The sequence below is a fragment of the Actinosynnema sp. ALI-1.44 genome (assembly GCF_001984155.1).
Lineage (GTDB): Bacteria > Actinomycetota > Actinomycetes > Mycobacteriales > Pseudonocardiaceae > Kibdelosporangium.
In genome coordinates this window covers 266357-285841 of record NZ_MTQO01000050.1, presented here as the reverse complement: position 1 = coordinate 285841, position 19485 = coordinate 266357, and the positions used below count along the sequence as shown (strand labels likewise).

Sequence of the window (19485 nt, the reverse complement as noted above, 5' to 3'; positions counted from 1 at the left end):
GGCGACCGCGCGTGAAGCGGCGGTTGTCGATCGTGCTCGCTGCGTTGCTGCTTGTCGCGGTCGTTGTGGTGATAGTGATCGACCAACGGGGGGAAGGCGAACCGGATGCGCGCGTCGTGCGCGGGGTGATCGGCTCGGAGAAGCTGGCGTTCTTCCACGACAAACGCGTGATCGACGTGTTCGCCAAGCACGGCCTGCGGGTCGAGGTGGACCCCGCGGGCTCACGGCAGATCGCCACGAGCGTGGACCTGGGCCGTTACGAGTTCGTGTTCCCGTCGAGTTCGCCCGCGGCGCAACGGATCCAGCGTGACCGCAAGATCACCGCGGGCTACACGCCGTTCTCCTCGCCGATGGCGGTCGCGACGTTCGAGCCGATCGTCGCGCTGCTCACGGCCAACGGCGTGATCCGCAACGGGCAGCTGGACGTGGCCAAGTACCTCGAACTGGCCAAAGCCGGTACGCGCTGGGACCAGTTGCCCGGCAACACCGCGTTCCCCGCGCGCAAGAACCTGCTGATCACCACCACGGACCCGCGTGAGTCCAACTCCGCGTCGATGTACCTGGCGATCGTGTCGTTCGTCGCGAACGGCAACACCGTTGTCAGCACGGAGGAAGCGAGCACCAAGCTGTTGCCCCAGCTGACGAAGCTGTTCCTCGACCAGGGGTACACGCAGAACAGCACCGAGGGACCGTTCGAGGACTACCTGGCGGCGGGGATGGGCAAGACGCCACTGGCCCTGATCTACGAGTCGCAGTTCCTCGACCGGCAGATCCGGGGTGACGGCGCGATCCGCCCGGACATGCGGATGCTGTACCTCGCGCCGACCGTGTTCTCCAAGCACACACTGGTGCCGTTGTCGGACAACGGGGACAAGGTCGGCCAGTTGCTGACCACGGACCCGGAGCTGACCAGGCTGGCCGCCACGTTCGGATTCCGCCCCACCGACTCGCGCGTGCTCGGCCAGGTGCTGACCGAGAAAGGCGTGGCCGCGCCGCCGGAACTGGTGGACATCATCGAGCCGCCGTCGTACGAGACGTTGGAGCGGATGCTCGACACGATCGGCAGGCAATACCGGTGACCGATCTCGTTCTCACCCCGCCGGATCCGGTCGAGCCGATCCCGCCCGCCCGCGCCGCGGGGATGATCGCCCTCAGCGACGAGGCCGTTGCCGAGGCGAACGGCAAAGCCGCGCGGTTCGCCGAACGTCTCGCCGCGGCGGACCCGCGCTCCCCGGACTTCGGTGCGGTGCTCGACGAACTGCTCACGGTCGGCTCGGCGGACATGCGGGTCGCCGCGGGCATCGCGAGCGCGTTGCTGGACCGTTCGGCCAAGGCGCTGGAGGGCGCGCGCGGTGAGCGGTCCTCGCCGCAGCAGGAGATCGCGCTGAGCCTGGCGGAGTTACGCAGGACCGTGCGCGAGCTTGACCCGTCCAAGCTGCCGGTGACCAGCCGGAAGATCTTCAAACTGATTCCCGTGGCCAACGAGGCCCGCAAGCTGTGGGCGCGCTACCAGGCGGCCCGTGAACCGGTGAACGCCCTGGTCGTGCACCTGCGGATGCGCCAGGACCTGCTGCACCGCGACAACTCTGCCATCAAGGGCGAGCGCGAACGGTTATGGCAGAACATGACCAAACTGTCCGAGGCGGCGGCGTTCGCGGCCGCGGTTGATGAGGCAGTCGACCGGCAGGCTGGCGTGCTCGACCTCGCCGACCCGGCGCTGGCGACGGCGTTGCGCAGCGACGTGCTGCACCCGATCCGTGAGCGCCACCAGGACATCCTGACCCAGCTGGCGGTCTGCGCGCAGGGCTACCTCGCGTTGGACCTGTTGCGCCGCAACAACGACCAGCTGGTCAGGGGAGTGGAGCGCGCGGTCGCCACGACTGTGTCCGCGTTGCGGATCGCACTGGTCATCAGCGGCGCCCTCGCCCATCAACGCGACGTGCACGAAGAGATCGACGCGCTGCAGGCCACGACCGAGGGCCTGATCCAGACCAACGCCGAACTGCTGACGCTGCAGTCCGCCGACATCCGCCGCGCCAGCAGCGACCCGGCTGTCGGCGTGCGCACGATCCAGGCCTCCTTCGACCAGATCTTCCGTGCCATGGACGCGATCGACGAGTTCAAGGTCGGAGCCGTGCACAACATGGCCGTCACCGTGGACGCGTTGTCCACCGAACTGCGCCGCGCCGAGGACTACCTTCGCCGGTCCAATGCCGCTGAGGGGTCGACTACGGGGAGGGCGGGATGAGGAAACTTCTTGCGATAGGGCTGGTGCTCGCGCTCGCCGGATGCGACTCGGCCGCCCCGGAGCCGGATCCCGGGCGCCCGCTCGGCCCGCCGCAGCCGGGTGTGCTGCGGGTGCTCGCGGGCAGCGAACTGGCCGACATGCAGCCGATCCTCGACGAGGCCGCGAAAGCGACCGGTGTGCAGGTCAAGCTCACCTTCAGCGGCACCATCGAAGGCGCGGAGACCCTGGCGCGCGGCGAGGCGACCGGCAAGTTCGACGCGGTGTGGTTCTCCTCCAACCGCTACCTGCAGACCCAGCCGGACGCGGACAGGCGCCTGGGCAACCAGGTGAAGATCATGAACTCGCCTGTGGTGCTCGGCCTGTCGGCCGACGCGGTCCGCAGGCTCGGCTGGGAAGGCAAGCGGGTCACGTGGGCGCAGATCGCGGAAGCAGCGGGCGCCAAGGCGTTCACGTACGGCATGACCGATCCGTCCGCGTCCAACTCGGGGTTCTCCGCGTTGGTCGGTGTGGCCTCCGCGCTGGCCGGTACCGGCGCGGCGGTGAACGCGGACCAGATCGCCGCGATCACCCCCGGCCTGACCGAGTTCTTCAGCGCGCAGACGTTGTCCGCCGGGTCGTCGGGCTGGCTGTCGGACGCCTACCAGCGCCGGGCCGCCGGCGCCGATCCCGGCGAGAAGGTCGACGGGCTGGTCAACTACGAGTCGGTGCTGCTGTCGATGAACGCCGACGGCAAACTGCCGCAACCGTTGTCCCTGGTGTACCCGAGCGACGGCGTGGTCAGCGCGGACTACCCGTTCACGCTGCTGTCCGACGCGCCGGACGACGCCCGCTCGGCGCACCAGCGGCTGACCGACCACCTGCGCACCCCGGACGTGCAGCGCAGGATCATGGACCAGACCCGCAGGCGCCCGGCGATCCCCGGCGTCGAGCTCGGTGGCCAGTTCGCCCAGCGCGACCTGGTGGAACTGCCGTTTCCCACCGGCGCCGACGCGGTCGACGCGCTGCTGTCGGCGTACTTCAACAAGATCCGCCGCCCGTCGCGCACGCTGTACGTACTGGACACGTCCGGCTCGATGCAGGGTGAGCGCATCGAGGCCCTGCGGTCCGCGCTCATCGCGCTGACCGGTGCGGACGGCAGCCTGGTCGGCAAGTACCGGGGGTTCCGGGGCCGGGAGGAGCTGACCTTGCTGCCGTTCTCCAGCGCCCCGGCGGCTCCGGTCACGTTCGTCGTGCCGGATACCGGTCCGCGGCCGGAACTCGACAGGATCAAGGCCTTCGCCGGTGGGCTCAAAGCCAACGGCGGCACGGCGATCTACGACAGCCTCACCCGTGGCTACCAGCTGCTGGGTCAGCCGGACCCGGCGAAGTTCACCTCGATCGTGCTGATGACCGACGGGCAGAACACCAACGGATCCCAGTACGCGACCTTCGAGTCCGCGGGCCGTGGCGCGAGGATCCCGGTGTTCACCGTGTTGTTCGGCGAAAGCAGCCAGGACGAGATGAACAAGGTCGCCACGCTGACCGGCGGCAAGGTGTTCGACGCGCGCAGCACCCCGCTGGCCAAGGTGTTCCAGGAGATCCGCGGCTACCAATGATCTCCTACCTCGGGTCGGCCAAGAACCTCGCCGGGTCCGCCGCGGGCCTGGTGGGGGTGGCGCTGTACTTCCTCGGCGTCGTCGGCGGGTACTGGCCTGTGGTGGTGATCGGCCTGTACGCGGCCGGTGCGCTGCTCGCGCCACCGGAACGGGTCCGGCTCGTGCCCAGGGACGCGTTCACCGAGATCGAGCAGCTGCGCACCGACCTGGCCACGGTCTCGTCCACAGTGGAGAAACACGCCGACCGGATGCCGAGCGCCGCGGCGGATTTCGTCGCCAGGATCACCGTGGTGCTGACCGGGATGCTGGACCGCCCGCGGGTGCTGCAAGCCGACCCTGACCTGCTGCACAGCGTGATCCGGCTGGCCAGGGTGGACGTGCCGCTGTCGGTCGAGTCCTACCTGAACGTGCCGTGGTGGTTGGCGCGCAAGGAACGCGGTGCGGCCGACGAACTGCTGACCCAGCTGGATCTGCTGGAAGCCGAGTCGCACCGGATCGCCGAACGGTTCTACCGCGACGACATCACCCAGCAGGCCGATCACACGCGGTACCTGCGGCAGCGCGCCGATCAGTCCGGGGACGGCTGATCCGCGAGTGCCGACGCGATCTCGGCGAACCGCGCGACCAACGGGCTCGCCGAGTCCTCCGGCCAGGCGAGCGCGATCCGCAACGGGTCCACGTCGACCAGCGGCCGCCAGGTCAGGTCGGGATGCGTGTAGTAGGAAGCCATCGACTCGGGTCCGATGCACACGCCGGACGTGGCCGTGGCCACGTGTTCCAGCATTTCCTCGACGTTGTCGTTCTCCCTGCCCCACACCGCCGTCGAGCCATCCGGGCGGGGGTTGACCGCCCACCAGTCCACCCACTCCGGCGACGCCACCCGCGTCCACATCAACGGCTCGTCGCGCAGGTCGTCGATCCTGATCTTGTCCTGCCGGGCAAGGGGATGCGACGACCGCATCGCCACCCACCGCTGCTCGTCGGCCACAACCCGCGAACGCAGCCCGGTCAGGTCCGCGGGCAGCCACACGAACGCGATGTCCGCCAGCCCGTCGCGCAACGCCTGTGCCTCACCGCCCCAGTCGAAGCGCTTCGGCGCGATCGTCGCGTCCGGGTACCGTTCGGTGAACACCGCACGCGCCTGACGAGCCAGCGCGCCGCCGCCTGTGGCCACGAACCCGACGCGCACCACGTTGCTTTCCGCTGCCGCGGCGGTGCGCACCAGGCGCAGTGTGTGCTGCCAGCCGGAAAGCTGTTGGCGTGCCGCGTCGAGCAACGCCTCGCCCGCGCGGGTCAACGTGATCGCGGAACTGGCCCGGACGAACAGGTCCGTACCGAGCCGGGCCTCCAACTGCTTGATCTGACGGCTCAACGACGGCTGCGCGACGTACAGCCGGTTGGCGGCCTCGGTGAAGCTCAAGCACTCCGCGACCGCGACGAAGTAACGCAGCACACGGGTGTCGACGTCCATGCCTGAAACGTATGGGCACAGGTATTGGACCGCTGTGAGGTCGCGCTGGTTGCGTTGACGCCATGGAGAAACGGTTATCCCGGGCGACTGTGGTCCGTGCCGGAGCCGCGGGCCTGGCCGCGACTGTCCTGGCCGCACCCACGGCGACGTCCACGGCGGCGGCCGCGGCGGGTGAACACCCGAACGTGGCGTTGATCCGCAAGTACTACCAGGTGTACGGATCCGGCGACCTCAAGGCGCTCCGGCAGTTCTTCGCACCGGACATCCGGTGGACCATCCCCGGCCACCACCCGCTCGCGGGCACCAAGACCGGTCCCGACGAGGTGCTGGCGTTCTTCGCGCAGCTGGCGAAGTCCGGGTTCCGCGCGGAGATCCTGTTCCTGGCGGCCGACGGCGACTGGGTGGTCGACATGCACCGCGGCTGGAGCACCACCCCGGCCGGACTGGACATCACGTGGACGCTGGCCTACCGGATCCGCGGGAAGCGGATCGTCGAGGCGGTCAACTTCGCGGCCGACCAGCACGCCGCCGACGCGTTCTTCTGGCGGCAGTACCCGCTCGCCCCGATCCCGAGGAGACTGGCGTGAACCGGCGGCAGATGCTGGCCGCCACCGGCGCGCTCGGCCTCGCCGCCGTTCCGGGCGTCGCGGAGGCCGCGTCGGGCAAGGTCGTGCTGATCACCGGTGCCACGTCAGGGATCGGCGCCGCCACGGCCCGTGCCTTCGCGGCCGCGGGCGCACGCGTCTACTTCTGCGGACGGCGTCAGCAACTCGGCGAGCAGGTCGCCGCGAGCATCCGGTCCGCCGGAGGCGACGCGACGTTCCGGCGCGCCGACGTCCGCGAGGAAGGCCAGGTGCGTGACCTGGTGGACGCGTGCGTCCGCCGCTACGGCCGACTCGACATCGCGGTGAACAACGCGGGAATCGAGAGCCCACGCGCGGTTCGGCTGCACGAGCAGTCCCTCGCGGATATGGAAACGGTCTGGCGGACCAACGTGGCCGGGGTGTTCCTCGGGATGAAGTACGAGATCCCGCGGATGCTCGCGCAGGGCGGCGGTGTCATCGTGAACACCGCGTCGATCTCCGCGGAGGTCGGGTTCGCCACCATCGCGCCGTACAACTTCAGCAAACACGCCGTCGCGTCCCTGACCAAAGTCGCGGCCCTGGAGTACGCGGCCAGCAACATCCGCATCAACGCGTTCGCGCCCGGCGCGGTGGACACGCCGATGCTGCGGCGCGCGGCCGAGGCGTTCGGCATGACCTACGAGCAGATCGCCCAGGACTACCCGATCAAGCGGATCGTGCGTCCCGAGGAGATGGCCAGCGTGGTCATGTTCCTCGCCTCACCGGCCGCCAGCGCGGTCGTGGGCACCGACCTGGACGCGTCCGGTGGATTCCTGACCGCGTGACGTCAGTTGACCAGGAAACGGATGATGTCGGGGTGGAAGTCCTTGTCCCGCAACACACCCATGTGCCCGCGTCCCGCGTACAGCTTCAACTGGGCGCCCGGGATCCGCTGCGCGGTCTGCTCGGCCAGTTCACGCGGGTACACCAGATCGTGCTCACCGGCGATGAGCAACGTCGGCGCCGCGATGTTCTCGCACGCGAGGTCGTAGCCGTCCTCGGCGTCCAGCATCGCGATCATGCCGTCGGGGTCCTCTGGCGCACCTGACAGCCGCATGACCCGCGTCATCGCCCCTTTCGCCCACTGGTTCTCGGTCAGACCGGGGACCAGTGCCGCCATCGCGTCGCGGTACTCGCCCTTGGCCAGCAGGTCGCGGCATTCCCGCTGCACCTGCTTGCCCAACGGGCCCAGCCGCGCCGCGGTGGCGCACGCGACGACCTTCCTGACGGCGTCGTGGTGGTCGGCCGCGGCCTGCAACGCGATCGACCCGCTGGTCGAGATGCCCATGACCTCGACCGGTTCACGGAACTTGCGGCGGATCGCTTCAGCCAGGTCCGCCGCGAGTTCCGCCATCGTCGTCCCGGCCTTGAGCCCGGGTCGTCTGCCGACCGAGTAGATCGTGCGGCCCCTGGCCAGCCGGTCCATCTGCCGGGTCTCCACCCAGCGGCTGCGGCCGTCGGGATTGCCTGCCTGCGGCACCAGGCCCCTGACGTAGACCAGGGGCGGTCCTTGACCATAGGCCAGCGCGGGTATCCCGCCGTGCAAAGTCAGCTCGCGGATCATCGTCCGCGATTGTGCCCGATCCGCGATCCGCTTGGCGGCCTGAAGCGCTTCAGTTAGCATCTGAAGCGCTTCATCCGATCATCCGAAGGAGACCTGCCGTGCGTGCCGCCATCACCGCCGTGCTGGGGATCTTCGCCCTCAACGGCGTGGTCTTCGGGTCGTGGGCGCCGCGGGTGCCCGCGCTGGCCGCCCAGATCGGCGCCCAGGAGGGATCGCTCGGACTGTCCCTGCTCGGCGCCAGCATCGGCATGATCGCCTCAGCGCTGCTGACCGGCGCGCTCTGCGCCCGCTTCGGCGCCCGCGTGATGGTCACGATCAGTGCCCTCGCGGGTTGTGCCGTGCTGCCCGTGCTCGGCACAACGAGCACGCCGCTGCAACTCGGGTTGGTGCTGGTCATGCTTGGTGTCACGGTCGGCGCGCTCGACGTCGCGATGAACATCGCCGCCGTCACCGCCATCCGCCAGTCCGGCCGCGCGATGATGCCCGTGTTCCACGCCGCCTTCAGCATCGGCGGTCTGGTCGGCTCGCTCGGTGCGGCAGGCGCCGCGTCGCTCGGGCTCAACCCGTTGCGCCACTTGGCGATCGCGGCCGTGTTCGGCGCCGTGATAGCCGTGGCGTTCGCCCGCCGCATCCCCGTGGAGAACCTGACACCGCCGACCGGGGACACCGGCAAGAAGCGGTCCGTGGTCGCCCGGCCGGTGTTGTGGCTGCTCGGGTTCATCGCCCTGTGCTCCTCCGTGGCCGAGGGCGCCAGCGTGGACTGGTCGGCGTTCTTCGGCGTGCACCAGCGCGGCATCGGCGAGGCCGCCGCCGCCCTGATCTACGCCGGGTTCTCGGTCTGCATGGCGATCGCCCGGCTGCTCGGCGAGCGGATCGAGAGCCGCTGGGGCTCGCAGCGGATGCTGATCGGCGGATCGACCATCGGCGCGCTCGGCCTGTTCGTCGCCGTGCTCGTGCCGGTGCCCGCGTTCACCTACATCGGCTTCGCCCTCGCCGGGATGGGACTGGCCTACGGCTTCCCCGTCGCACTGGAAATGGCGGGCGCGGCCGGGCGGCGGGCCGACGGCGGCGGCGGCGAACGGGAACTCGGGTTCGTCACGACCATCGCCTACAGCGGATTCCTGCTCGGACCGCCGATGATCGGCGGGATCGCCCACGCCACGTCCCTGCCCGTCGCACTCGGCGTTGCCGCGCTGATCGCGTGGGCCATGGCACCGTTGACGCTGCTGGCCAACCGCGCGCGGCGACGCGAACGGCAAACCCACCAACAGGCCGTCGAGACCGTGACCGGCTGACGACTACCCTCAGTCTGTGACCTCCACCGACTCACCTGTGCAGGCGACCGGCACGAAACGGGCACGTGCTCGCATCGGTCCATTGCTAGTGGTGGGCGGTGTGCTCGCGATACTCGTCGCAGCCGCCTTGTTCGCGCTCGTCAGCAACCGGTACGTGGTCGGCGTCGCCAACCCGGGCGCGTTCACCGCGTACGGGATGATCACGCTGCGTGTCATCGCGGAGATCAGCAGCGTGCTGGTCATCGGCTCATTGCTGTTCGCGGCGTTCATGGTGCCGCCGCAGACGTCCGGCGTGCTCGCCGTGGACGGCTACGCGGCCGTGCGCACGGCGAACTGGGCCGCGGTCGTCTGGTGCGTCAGCGCGCTGCTGTCGATCCCGTTCACGACCGCGGACACCTTCGGCCGCCCGGTGTCGCAGCTGTTCGACATCCAGACCCTCGTCGACCTCGCCCCCAACTCCGAACCGACGAACACGTGGCTGATCACGGCGGCCATCGCGTTCCTGATCGCGGTCGGCACCCGGCTCGTGCTCACCTGGGGCTGGACCGCCGTGCTGTTCTTCGCCTCGGTGGCAGGCCTGCTCCCGTTGGGCGTCAGCGGACACTCCTCCAGCGGTGGCCAACACGACCTGGCCACCAACAGCCTGATCCTGCACCTGGTCGCCGCGGCGCTCTGGGTCGGCGGTCTGGTCGCCCTCCTCGCGCACGGCAGGCGCAAGGGCGAGCACCTCGCGCTGGCCGCGAGCCGGTTCTCCAAGGTCGCGCTGTGCTGCTGGATCGTGATGGCGGCATCCGGCGTGATCAACGCCTTGGTGCGCCTGCCGTTGCCGGACCTGTTCAGCACCAACTACGGCCTGCTCGTCGTCGCCAAGACCGTGGCCCTGCTGGCGCTCGGCGTGTTCGGCTACTTCCAGCGGGAACGCGGCGTCGCGGCGCTCGTCGCCGGGGGGACCGGACGCGCGCTGGTCAAGCTGGCCGCGTTCGAAGTGCTGGTCATGATGCTCACCATCGGCATCGCCGCCGCGCTGGGCCGCACCCCGCCGCCGCAGCAGGCGGTGACCCAGCCCAGCGCGGTCGAACTGCGCATCGGGTACACGCTCGACGGCGCGCCCACGTTCCTGAAACTGCTGATCGACTGGCGTTTCGACCTGATCTACGGCTCGCTGGCGATCGCGATGGCCGTGCTGTACCTGCTCGGCGTCCGGCGGCTGCGTGCCCGCGGTGACGCGTGGCCAGTCGGCCGTACCGTCGCATGGCTCTGCGGCTGCGCGACGATCCTGCTCGCGACGTCGTCGGGGATCGGCCGGTACTCCCCGTCGATGTTCAGCATCCACATGATCAGCCACATGATGCTGAACATGCTCGCGCCGATCCTGCTGGTCCTCGGCGGAGCGGTCACGCTGGCGCTGCGCGCGTTGCCCGCCGCGGGCAAGGGCAACCCGCCGGGGCCACGGGAATGGATCGTGGCGTTCGTGCACTCGCCGGTGGCCAAGGTGCTGACGCACCCGGTCGTCGCGCTGGTGCTGTTCGTCGGGTCCTACTACGTGCTGTACTTCTCCGGCCTGTTCGACAGCGCGCTCGACCTGCACTGGGCGCACCTGGCGATGAACGCGCACTTCCTGCTGACCGGCTACGTCTTCTACTGGCCGGTGATCGGCATCGACCCGGCGCCCCGCAAGCTGCCGCCCGTCGGCAGGCTGGCGATGGTGTTCGCCTCGATGCCGTTCCACGCCTTCTTCGGCGTGGTCCTGATGAGCATGCAGCAGATCATCGGTGACCGCTTCTACCGGTCGCTGGGCCTGCCGTGGGCCACCGACCTGCTGTCCGACCAACGGCTCGGCGGCGGCATCGCCTGGGCGGCGGGAGAGGTCCCGCTGCTGGTCGTCGTGGTGGCCCTGCTCGTGCAATGGGCGCGCCAGGACGAGAAGGAAGCCCGCCGCCGCGACCGCAGGGCGGACGCGGACGGCGAAGCGGAACTGGCCGCCTACAACGCGATGCTCGACCAGATGAACGGTAAAAAGGACCACTAGCACATCCCACCGACAATTCGGGTCCGTCCGAGCCCCCGGACGGCCGACTTGTCCACACCCGGCACTTGTCCACAGCCCGGGCGGCCGGACCCTGCCGCGCCCACGCCACCCACCGGCAAGCTGGCACCAGCCCCAAAAGCCGTGGACAAGGAGAAACCCGATGGCGTGGAACGAAACCAAGCTGACGCTGACCGGCCGGATCTGCAACGACATCTCCCTGCGCCAGACGCAGGACGGCACGACCATGGCGTCCTTCATGGTGGCCACCACCGAGCGCAAGTTCGACAAGGAGCTGGGCACCTGGGTGGCGGGCAACAGCCTCTACGTCCCGGTCCGCTGCTACCGGAAACTGGCCGAGAACGTGGGCGCCAGCCTCGGCAAGGGCGATCCGGTCGTGGTCACCGGCCGGGTGCACACCCACAAGTACGACAAGGAAGGCCAAACCCACTGGGAGATCCAGATGGATGCCAGCGGGATCGGTCCCGACCTCTCGTTTTGCCGGGCGGCCACGCAGCGGACCCTGCCGCTCGAGGCGGTCGCGGCATGAGCGCGGGCGTCACTCCAGCACCAATCTCGGCAGTCACGGTAATCGGCGTGTACCGACCGCTCTACGATCGTCGGCATGGCGGAGTTCATCTACACCATGAGGAAGGTGCGCAAGGCGCACGGGGACAAGGTCATCCTGGAGGACGCGAGCATCTCGTTCTACCCGGGTGCCAAGATCGGCGTCGTCGGTCCGAACGGGGCAGGCAAGTCGACCGTCCTGCGGATCATGGCGGGGCTGGACCAGCCGAACAACGGGGACGCGATCCTGTCGCCCGGCTACTCGGTCGGCATGCTGCAGCAGGAGCCCCCGCTCAACGAGGACAAGACGGTCCTCGGCAACGTGCAGGAGGGCCTCGGCGAGGTCAAGGTCCAGCTCGACCGGTTCAACGAGATCGCCGAGCTGATGGCGACGGACTACTCCGACGAGCTGATGGAGGAGATGGGCAAGCTGCAGGAGGCACTGGACCACGCGGACGCGTGGGACCTGGACTCCCAGCTGGAGCAGGCGATGGACGCGCTGCGCTGCCCACCGCCGGACGCCGACGTGAAGGTGCTCTCCGGTGGCGAGCGGCGCCGGGTGGCGCTGTGCAAGCTGCTGCTGTCCAAGCCCGACCTGCTGCTGCTCGACGAGCCCACCAACCACCTGGACGCCGAGAGCGTGCTCTGGCTGGAGCAGCACCTCTCGTCCTACCCGGGTGCCATCCTGGCTGTCACCCACGACCGGTACTTCCTGGACAACGTGGCCGAGTGGATCCTGGAGCTGGACCGCGGCCGGACCCACCCCTACGAGGGCAACTACTCCACGTACCTGGAGAAGAAGGCCGAGCGGCTCGCGGTCCAGGGCAAGAAGGACCAGAAGCTGCAGAAGCGCCTCAAGGAGGAGCTGGCCTGGGTCCGCTCCAACGCCAAGGCGCGGCAGACCAAGTCCAAGGCCCGGCTCGAGCGCTACGAGGAGATGGCCGCGGAGGCGGAGAAGACCCGCAAGCTCGACTTCGAGGAGATCCAGATCCCGCCGGGCCCGCGACTGGGCAACGTCGTGGTCCAGGTCAACGACCTGAAGAAGGGCTTCGGCGACCGCACCCTGATCGAGGGGCTCACGTTCGACCTGCCGCGCAACGGCATCGTCGGCGTGATCGGTCCCAACGGCGTCGGCAAGACCACGTTGTTCAAGACCATCGTCGGCCTGGAGAAGGCGGACGGCGGCTCGGTCAAGATCGGCGAGACGGTCCTGCTGTCCTACGTGGACCAGAACCGCGGTGGCATCGACCCGGCCAAGAACGTGTGGGAGGTCGTGTCGGAAGGGCTGGACTACATCAAGGTCGGCCAGGTCGAGATGCCGTCCCGCGCGTACGTCAGCGCGTTCGGCTTCAAGGGCGCGGACCAGCAGAAGCCCGCTGGGGTGCTGTCCGGTGGCGAGCGCAACCGGCTCAACCTGGCGCTGACCCTCAAGCAGGGCGGAAACCTGATCCTGCTCGACGAGCCGACGAACGACCTGGACGTCGAGACCCTCGGCTCGCTGGAGAACGCGCTGGAGCAGTTCCCCGGCTGCGCCGTGGTCATCTCCCACGACCGGTGGTTCCTCGACCGCGTGGCCACCCACATCCTGGCGTGGGAGGGCACCGACGAGAACCCGAGCAAGTGGTTCTGGTTCGAGGGCAACTTCGAGGGTTACGAGAAGAACAAGGTCGACCGGCTCGGTGCCGAGGCGGCACGGCCACACCGGGTCACGTACCGCAAGCTGACCCGGGACTAGGCGGCCGCACCGGTGACGGCGGGCAGGAGGGGATCTCGGTCGGACGGCGGGTCAACGGACGGCGAACTGCTCGCCGCCACCGCCGACCGGCTGAGGTGGCACGCGCCTGAGCTCACCTTGGTCTTCGCACGGCAAGCGACGACGCGTGCCGACGAGACCAGGGACCGAGTGCTGGCCTTGCGCGCCAAATCCCTTGTGGTCGCCGCCCTCGTACGCCTCGGCAAACACGCTGAGGCCGTCGAACCGGCTGTGTCGACCCTGCGGGCCGCGGAGAACGCGGGTGACCGTGAGCTCGCCGGGGCCGTCCGGGTCGATCTGGCGGCGAGTACCCGCGCGGTCGGGCTGACCGGCAGTGCTTTCGTGATCGTGCGTCCGATGTTGGAAGGGAGTGATGCGCGGCCCGCGGTACGAGCGGGGGCCCTCGGCGAGATCGTGGCGGGCCTGGCACAGGCCGGGCGGCTGGAGGTCATCGACGAGGTGTTCTCGGAGGCCGACCGCCTCTACGCCGCCGACGACCTGCTCAGCGGCGACGTCCGGCGGGTGCTGCGTGCCTTGCTGTGCGCGCGGATCGCGTCCTTCCGGCGCCGGTGGGGCAATGCGACCGGAGCGGTGGCCGCGGCGACGGAGGGCATGACCCTGCTCGACGGTCTGGCGGACCCGGGCACGGACGCCGGGCAGGCACGAGCCGAACTGGGTCTGGAAATGGTCAGCGCACTGCTGGACGCCGGTGAGGAGACAGCGGCGCTCGGCCAGGCGGACCAGACGTTGAACCAGCCGGTGCGAGCAGCGTCGGCCGCCGCGATCGGGCGGTTGATGTTGATCGTCGCGACCAGGGTGCACTTCCCGGCGGGCAGGCCGAAGGAAGCGCACGCCCTGCTCGCGGAGATCGTGCGCGTCGCTCACAGGCACGAACTGGACGGTCTGCTCGCCGACGTCCTGACCGCATTGGCAGCGGCGCAGGAAACGGACGGGGACCTGACCGAGGCGTTGAACTCGCTGCGCTCGGCCCACGCGGCGGAGCAACGCAGGCTCAGGGCCGACACCCTCGCCAGGATGGTCGTCCTCGAGGAGTTGGGCGCGGGCACCAGGCTCCCGGACGACACCGAAGCCCTGCTGCGCCGAGTGGTGCGGACCCCGGCGAGGACGGCATCGGACCTGCCGGGCACGGACCTGGGCAGTCGAGACATGGCCAGCAGGGAGATGTCGGGCAGAGAACTGGCGGGCCGCGACATCGGCCCAGGCCCACGACCCCGTCCAACCCGGGGCGCGGGTACATACGACAGCGTCGGCTACGAGCGCACAGGCCGCAGCACGGAAAGCCACGACTACCTGGGCGACGACGCGAGCACGCGCCAGAGCGCCACAGGTACCACTCAGGACTACGACCTGAGTGCGCTTTACACAGGCGCCCAGGGCTATGACCTGGAGGGCTACCCAACCGTGGGCGGAATGGCCACGGGCTATGGCAGCGCGGCTTACGGAACGGCAGGCGGAGAGGGTGGGGAGGGGGGCGGGGGCGGGGGCCCCGGGAAAACCGGAACCACCGGCTCGGCAACGGGTGGCGCGAGCAGCAGCCGCTATGACCTCCTCGGCCGTGAGCTGGCAGGCTGGGAGATGGTCGCGCGGGAACGCGCGGCCATGGACCTGGCCGGCCAGACCCGCGCGGGTTCGGACCTGGTCGCGGCAGACCGCGCCGCACCCGACTGGGCGGGCGCCGATCCCAGCACCGCCCACTCCGGCGCTGCTTACTCCGACGCTGCCGAGGCCAGCAGCGCCGGGCGTGGTTCCGCCGATCCCAGCGCCGCCGATCCCGGCGCTGCCTACTCCAGCGCCGCTGAGCGCGGTACAGCTGAGCGTGGTACCACCGACTTCGGCACCGACGACTTCAACGCCGCTGGCCACGCTGGCCGAGACGCCGCCGATCCCAACGCCGCCGCCGATGCCCCGAAGCGGGATTCCCCGTCGTGGGCTCCGGACGATGTCTCCGGCGCGACGAGAGACGCATCGGACTGGTCGACTGGCGAGGATCGCGTGGCCGCGCACAGGAGCCCAGCGGAGTGGGACAGGGACACGCCGGAGTGGGCCGACAGGGAGGTTCCCGAGTGGGCGGGTGCCGACCCGGCCGCCGTGGACAGGGTTGCTGGCCGGGCAGCCGTTGACCGTGCCGCGGTCGACCTCGCCGCCATGGATTTGCCCACTGTGGACATACCGACCGTGGACGAGCCCGGCGCGGGTGGCGCCCCCGAGACCCGGTCGAGCTGGGCCGCGTCGGCCGTCGAGTCCCCAACGGACTGGGCAGGCACGGCCAGTGCGGCGCTCGCCGCCAGCGCCGCGATCGCGGCGGCGACCGGGGCCGAGCAAGCCGAGAGCCAGCCGGGACGGCGTAAGGGCAAGCGTGCCGCCGACGCCGACAAACCCAAATGGCCGGACACCGCGCAGAACGAGCGCGACGAGGAGACGGGCCTGCTCAACCGCCAGGGCCTTCGTCGCAGGCTCGCCGCCGCGCGCCGCCAGGCCCGGCCGACGGCGCTCACGCTGGTCCGGCTCGAACCGAGTGGGGAGGCCGAACTCGAGCCGGAGCCCCGCAGGAAGGACCCGGACAGCACCGACCGGTTCAGCGCGGCCCTGATCAAGGCGATCGACACCGCGGGCCGGATCCCCCCGGAGATCGACCCGGACGTGCTGACCTCACTGGCCGACCACGTTCGCGACATGGCCCCGGACGACGCGGAGCTCGCCCGTCCGGACGAAGGCGAACTGGCCGTGCTCCTGCCGGACACGACGAGGGACGAAGCCGAGCAGTTCGCGGCGACGTTGCGGGAGACGGTGTCGGCGTCCGACTGGGACCCGCAGGACCCGGCGCGGGGCGTCAGCGTCAGCACAGGCGTGGCCCAGTACCAGGAAGGCACGAGCGAGGACGCGTTTCTCAGCGCCGCGCGTGAAGCACTCAACAGCGCCGACCAGGAGCAGGAGCGGGCCGACCGGCCGGATTGGCAGTCCGTCGAGCCGGTCTACGACCTCCCGCCCGGCGACAGCGGGTACACCTACATGGAGGGGTACACGGGATTGACCAGCGACGGACCGGATCCGGAAATGGCCGAGTACCTCGCCGGTTTCCCGTTACCGGACGTCGGCCGGAAGTGGCCGTCGACCGGGGATGCCCCGTTCCCGGAGCTCGACGACGCCGCCGCGGACGAAGATGAGGCAGGCCGTTCGGTTCTCGACCGGCTCGACATCTCCCGCGGCAGCGGCGGGCGCAGGCGTGCGTCCGACGAGGTGAAGGCCGCCCAGTCGGCGGGCTTCGACCAGTACGCGATCGACCAGCCGATGCGGACCTACAGCAACACAGGTGACGAAATCCTGGCTGCGGCGGAGGAAGCCGAACGCGCCTCGATCCCGCTGCCCCCTGACCCGGACGAGATTCCCGCCCCGCCGGACGAGCCCGACATCCCGACTCCGCCGGACGGCCCGGAGGTGCCGGTCCCGCCGGATCCGGACGTGGAGCCGGAGCCACGGCCGGGACGCCGCAGGCGATCCCCGCAGCCCACCCAGCCCGGAGAAGATCCGGACGCCGACCCACGCCCAGGCCACGGGTTCCCGCTGGGGCCGGACATCCCGTCCCCGCCGGACCCGGACGCCGACCCGGACCCGCGCCGCCGCCGGTGGACATCGGAACTGGACCCGGAGAACCCCCGCGCCCGCCGCCGTGCGCTGCCACGCGACCCAACCCGCCGAGCAGTCGAACCAGACGACGAACCCGCAGGCCGCCGCCGCATGCCGGAACCCGCAGACGACGCCCGCACACCGCAGGCAGGCAGGCGCCGGATGCCGGAATCCCCTGAGCAACCGACGCGCCTGGCTGAGGAGGCACAGCCCCCGGCGACGAACCCCGCCCACCCCACCGGCAGCCGCCGCACGCCGGACTCGACCAAGCCCGAACCCGACACCGCCCCAGGCCGCCGTCGTATGCCGGATTCGGATGAGCCTGAGGCCCGCGCTGCCGCTGGCCGTCGCACGCCGGATCCGGACGAGCCTGAATCCGGTGTTCCTGTGGGGCGTCGTCGGATGCCGGATGTGGGCGAGCCGGAATCTCGTGCTGTGGCTGGTCGTGGCGTGCAGGGTGCGGGCGAGCCTGAACCCCGCACTCCGGCAGGTCGTCGCGTGGTGGATTCGGATGAGCCCGTACCCGATACTGCTGGTCGTCGCCGTACGCCGGATTCGGATGAGCCTGCGGCCCGCGCTGCCGCTGGCCGTCGTCGTGTGCCTGAATCAGACGAGCCTGAACCCGGCGCCGCCGTGGGGCGTCGTCGGATGCCGGAACCGGTGCAGGCAAGGGAACCCGACTCCCTGACCGCAGCACCAGGCGAGTCGACCGGTCGCCGCAGGATGCCGGAATTCGCTGCTCACGACGAGTCGCCCGGCGAGGCGGAATCCACCGGTCGTCGCCGAATGCCGGAACCCCTTGACCGCGAGGAAAACCCCGAATCGACCGGTCGCAGGCGCACGCCGGAAAGCCAGGATCCGGACGACATCGCGGGCCACCTGTCCATCGGGCGCCGCAGGATGCCGGACTCGGACGACGAACCGCCTCGTGCGACCCCGGGTGCCGCGGAATCCGTTGGTCGTCGCCGAGCGCCGGAAACCGTCGAGCCCGCGGACCCGGCGGCTCCTGGTCGTCGCGCCAAACCACGACCAGGGCCGGACGCGGCGGCGCCGACGGAAGCCGAGACCACGGGTCGACGCAGGAAACCCGACACCGCAGCCGAAAACACTGGTCTCCCCAGGCCGCCGGACACCGCTGAGCCCGGCGCGGCGGAGGGTGGCCAGTCCGGCTGGCCGAGCGATCCCCTTGGTCTGGACGCGATCTTCGACAGGCCGAGCAAGCCCCGTGACCTGCCAGCAGCAGGCGACGAAAGCCGCCGCAGCCCGGAGCCGCCAACGGCGGAAGACACCCGTGAGGCCAGGCAGACGCCGGATCCTCTTGGCCTGGACGAAATCCTGGGCGAAGCACCCACCACACCCCAAGCGCGGTCACGCGACGACGAACACCCGAGCGGCCGAGACGAGGCGGCCCCGCAGCCGGAGTCGACCGGCCGTCGCCGAAAGCCGGAACCCCCGAGCGGCCCCGACGAGGGAACTGGCCGGGCACAACAAGAAAAAGCGACGTCGACCGGCCAAGCGGAAGACGTGCCGAGCACACCGGCCAAGCGGAGAAACCTCGCGGACATAGCGGACGGCTTCGACGAGGCCGCCCGCCGACGAACATCCGCAGAACCCGCTACCCGACGCAGGCCAACGGAACCCGACGAACCCGAGCCAGCCCGCCGTAGCACACCGGGCGAGGCGACTGTGCGGCGTGAATTCGCCGATGCTGCGGACAAGTCGGCGAAATGGCATGAGTTCGCCGATTCCGCCGACGCGCCGGAGCCGACCGGCCGCCGCGGCGCACCCGGTGAGGCGACCGTGCGGCGGCGGGTGGTGGGCTCCGTCGGTGAGGAGCAGGTCGGCGGGCGTCGGGCCCGCCCCGGCGAGGCCACTGTCTTCCAGCGGCAGTCCGATTCACTCGATGGTCTCGATCCCGCGACCGCGTCGGCAGCCAACGCCCCCGTGGATCCGGCCGCCGCCGGTTCCGGGCGTTCGAGCGCGCTGCGCCGGTCGTTGGACACCGAACTCGTCAACCGGGACAGCGCTTCCGGCCGGGACAACGAATCTGCCAACCGTGGTACGCAGGGCGATGGTTCCGCCGCGCGTCGCCCTGGTTCCGGTCTGCCGCCTGAGCAGGCCGGTCCGGTCGATCTCGACGACTTCCCCCGCCGCCGCCCCGCTCCGGCTCCGCCCGCGCCTCCACGGAAGGACGACCGTGAGGTTTTTTCGTTGGGGCCTGACGGTTTGTCACGGCACCGCCCGGAGGTCGCCGACCGTTCCGACGACCCCGCCGTTCGGCCTGAACCGGTTGAGGGAACGATTCAGAGCGATCCTCCTCCCGTCGACGAACTGTCCCGCCGCAGGCAGTCCGAAAGGCAGGAACGCCAGCGCAGAAGGGCGGAGCAGGCCGCCGATGGGGCCGCCGACGACCGCCCCAGCCGGTTGCGGCGCCGTGAGCGGTCCGACCTGAAACTGGCCGATTTGCTCGCCGAAGCTCTTGTGGCGTACCAGTCGTCGACCTCGGAGGGCGCTGGCGAAGACATTCTGTCCGCCTACGAGGACCTCGACACCGCACGTGGCGACGACGCCGAGCGCCACCGCGGCGAGACCGGCTATTGAAGCCCCCTAAATGAACATCAAGTCCCACTGGTGGTTGCATGGCACGCAAGCGCGGCCAACTAGGGTTGGGTCGCAGCAGGCACAACAATCTGGCACA

Annotated in this window: 13 protein-coding genes; 11 read left to right on the top strand and 2 right to left on the bottom strand. The window is 70.1% G+C overall.

The genetic code is table 11. The features are described from left to right. The first annotated feature begins 11 nt into the window (after nt 1-11). The 4 genes from ALI144C_RS33765 to ALI144C_RS33750 are packed head-to-tail and all read left to right on the top strand — an operon-like array spanning nt 12 to nt 4430. Nucleotides 12-1079 (top strand): hypothetical protein, encoded by a 1068-nt coding sequence (locus tag ALI144C_RS33765; RefSeq protein ID WP_076991250.1) that lies wholly within the window; start codon nt 12-14, stop codon nt 1077-1079. After that, a complete protein-coding gene (locus ALI144C_RS33760; RefSeq protein WP_076991249.1) occupies nt 1076-2248 on the top strand; it encodes a toxic anion resistance protein in 1173 nt (390 codons plus the stop codon). The genes ALI144C_RS33765 and ALI144C_RS33760 overlap by 4 nt, the downstream gene beginning before the upstream one ends. Further along, nucleotides 2245-3843, top strand: a complete 1599-nt coding sequence (locus ALI144C_RS33755) for a VWA domain-containing protein (protein ID WP_076991248.1) — start codon at nt 2245-2247, stop codon at nt 3841-3843. Before ALI144C_RS33760 ends, ALI144C_RS33755 begins: the two co-directional genes overlap by 4 nt. Beyond that, nucleotides 3840-4430, top strand: coding sequence for a hypothetical protein (locus ALI144C_RS33750; protein ID WP_076991247.1), 591 nt, complete (start codon nt 3840-3842; stop codon nt 4428-4430). The genes ALI144C_RS33755 and ALI144C_RS33750 overlap by 4 nt, the downstream gene beginning before the upstream one ends. On the opposite strand, the gene ALI144C_RS33745 is transcribed toward ALI144C_RS33750, so the two are convergent. Further along, nucleotides 4412-5314, bottom strand: a complete 903-nt coding sequence (locus ALI144C_RS33745; RefSeq protein ID WP_076991246.1) for a LysR family transcriptional regulator — start codon at nt 5312-5314, stop codon at nt 4412-4414. The two genes, ALI144C_RS33750 and ALI144C_RS33745, sit on opposite strands and share 19 nt — an antisense overlap. A 62-nt stretch (nt 5315-5376) precedes the next feature. On the opposite strand from ALI144C_RS33745, the gene ALI144C_RS33740 reads away from it, so the two are divergent. Both ALI144C_RS33740 and ALI144C_RS33735 read left to right on the top strand, forming a co-directional pair. Next, the gene (locus tag ALI144C_RS33740) at nt 5377-5901 is read left to right on the top strand and encodes a nuclear transport factor 2 family protein (protein ID WP_076991245.1); all 525 of its coding nucleotides are present in this window, start codon (nt 5377-5379) and stop codon (nt 5899-5901) included. Further along, nucleotides 5898-6722: an SDR family NAD(P)-dependent oxidoreductase gene (locus ALI144C_RS33735; RefSeq protein ID WP_237774445.1), complete on the top strand. Its 825-nt coding sequence runs from the start codon at nt 5898-5900 to the stop codon at nt 6720-6722. Before ALI144C_RS33740 ends, ALI144C_RS33735 begins: the two co-directional genes overlap by 4 nt. 2 nt (nt 6723-6724) lie before the next feature. On the opposite strand, the gene ALI144C_RS33730 is transcribed toward ALI144C_RS33735, so the two are convergent. After that, a complete protein-coding gene (locus tag ALI144C_RS33730) occupies nt 6725-7501 on the bottom strand; it encodes an alpha/beta fold hydrolase (protein WP_168211411.1) in 777 nt (258 codons plus the stop codon). A gap of 98 nt (nt 7502-7599) precedes the next feature. Between ALI144C_RS33730 and ALI144C_RS33725 the strand changes: the two genes are divergently transcribed. From ALI144C_RS33725 to ALI144C_RS33705, 5 genes are all read left to right on the top strand, one after another. Next, nucleotides 7600-8796, top strand: a complete 1197-nt coding sequence (locus ALI144C_RS33725) for an MFS transporter (RefSeq protein WP_076991244.1) — start codon at nt 7600-7602, stop codon at nt 8794-8796. A 16-nt stretch (nt 8797-8812) separates the two neighbouring features. Continuing rightward, nucleotides 8813-10825, top strand: coding sequence for a cytochrome c oxidase assembly protein (locus tag ALI144C_RS33720; RefSeq protein WP_237774444.1), 2013 nt, complete (start codon nt 8813-8815; stop codon nt 10823-10825). Between the two features lie 160 nt (nt 10826-10985). After that, on the top strand, nt 10986-11372 hold the full coding sequence (locus ALI144C_RS33715; protein ID WP_076991243.1) for a single-stranded DNA-binding protein: 387 nt from the start codon (nt 10986-10988) through the stop codon (nt 11370-11372). 75 nt (nt 11373-11447) lie between these two features. Then, nucleotides 11448-13124 carry an energy-dependent translational throttle protein EttA gene (gene ettA, locus ALI144C_RS33710; protein ID WP_076991242.1) on the top strand — a complete coding sequence of 559 codons (1677 nt, stop codon included), beginning with the start codon at nt 11448-11450 and terminating at the stop codon, nt 13122-13124. Between the two features lie 12 nt (nt 13125-13136). Then, on the top strand, nt 13137-19388 hold the full coding sequence (locus ALI144C_RS33705) for a diguanylate cyclase domain-containing protein (RefSeq protein ID WP_076991241.1): 6252 nt from the start codon (nt 13137-13139) through the stop codon (nt 19386-19388). Nucleotides 19389-19485 lie beyond the last annotated feature (97 nt).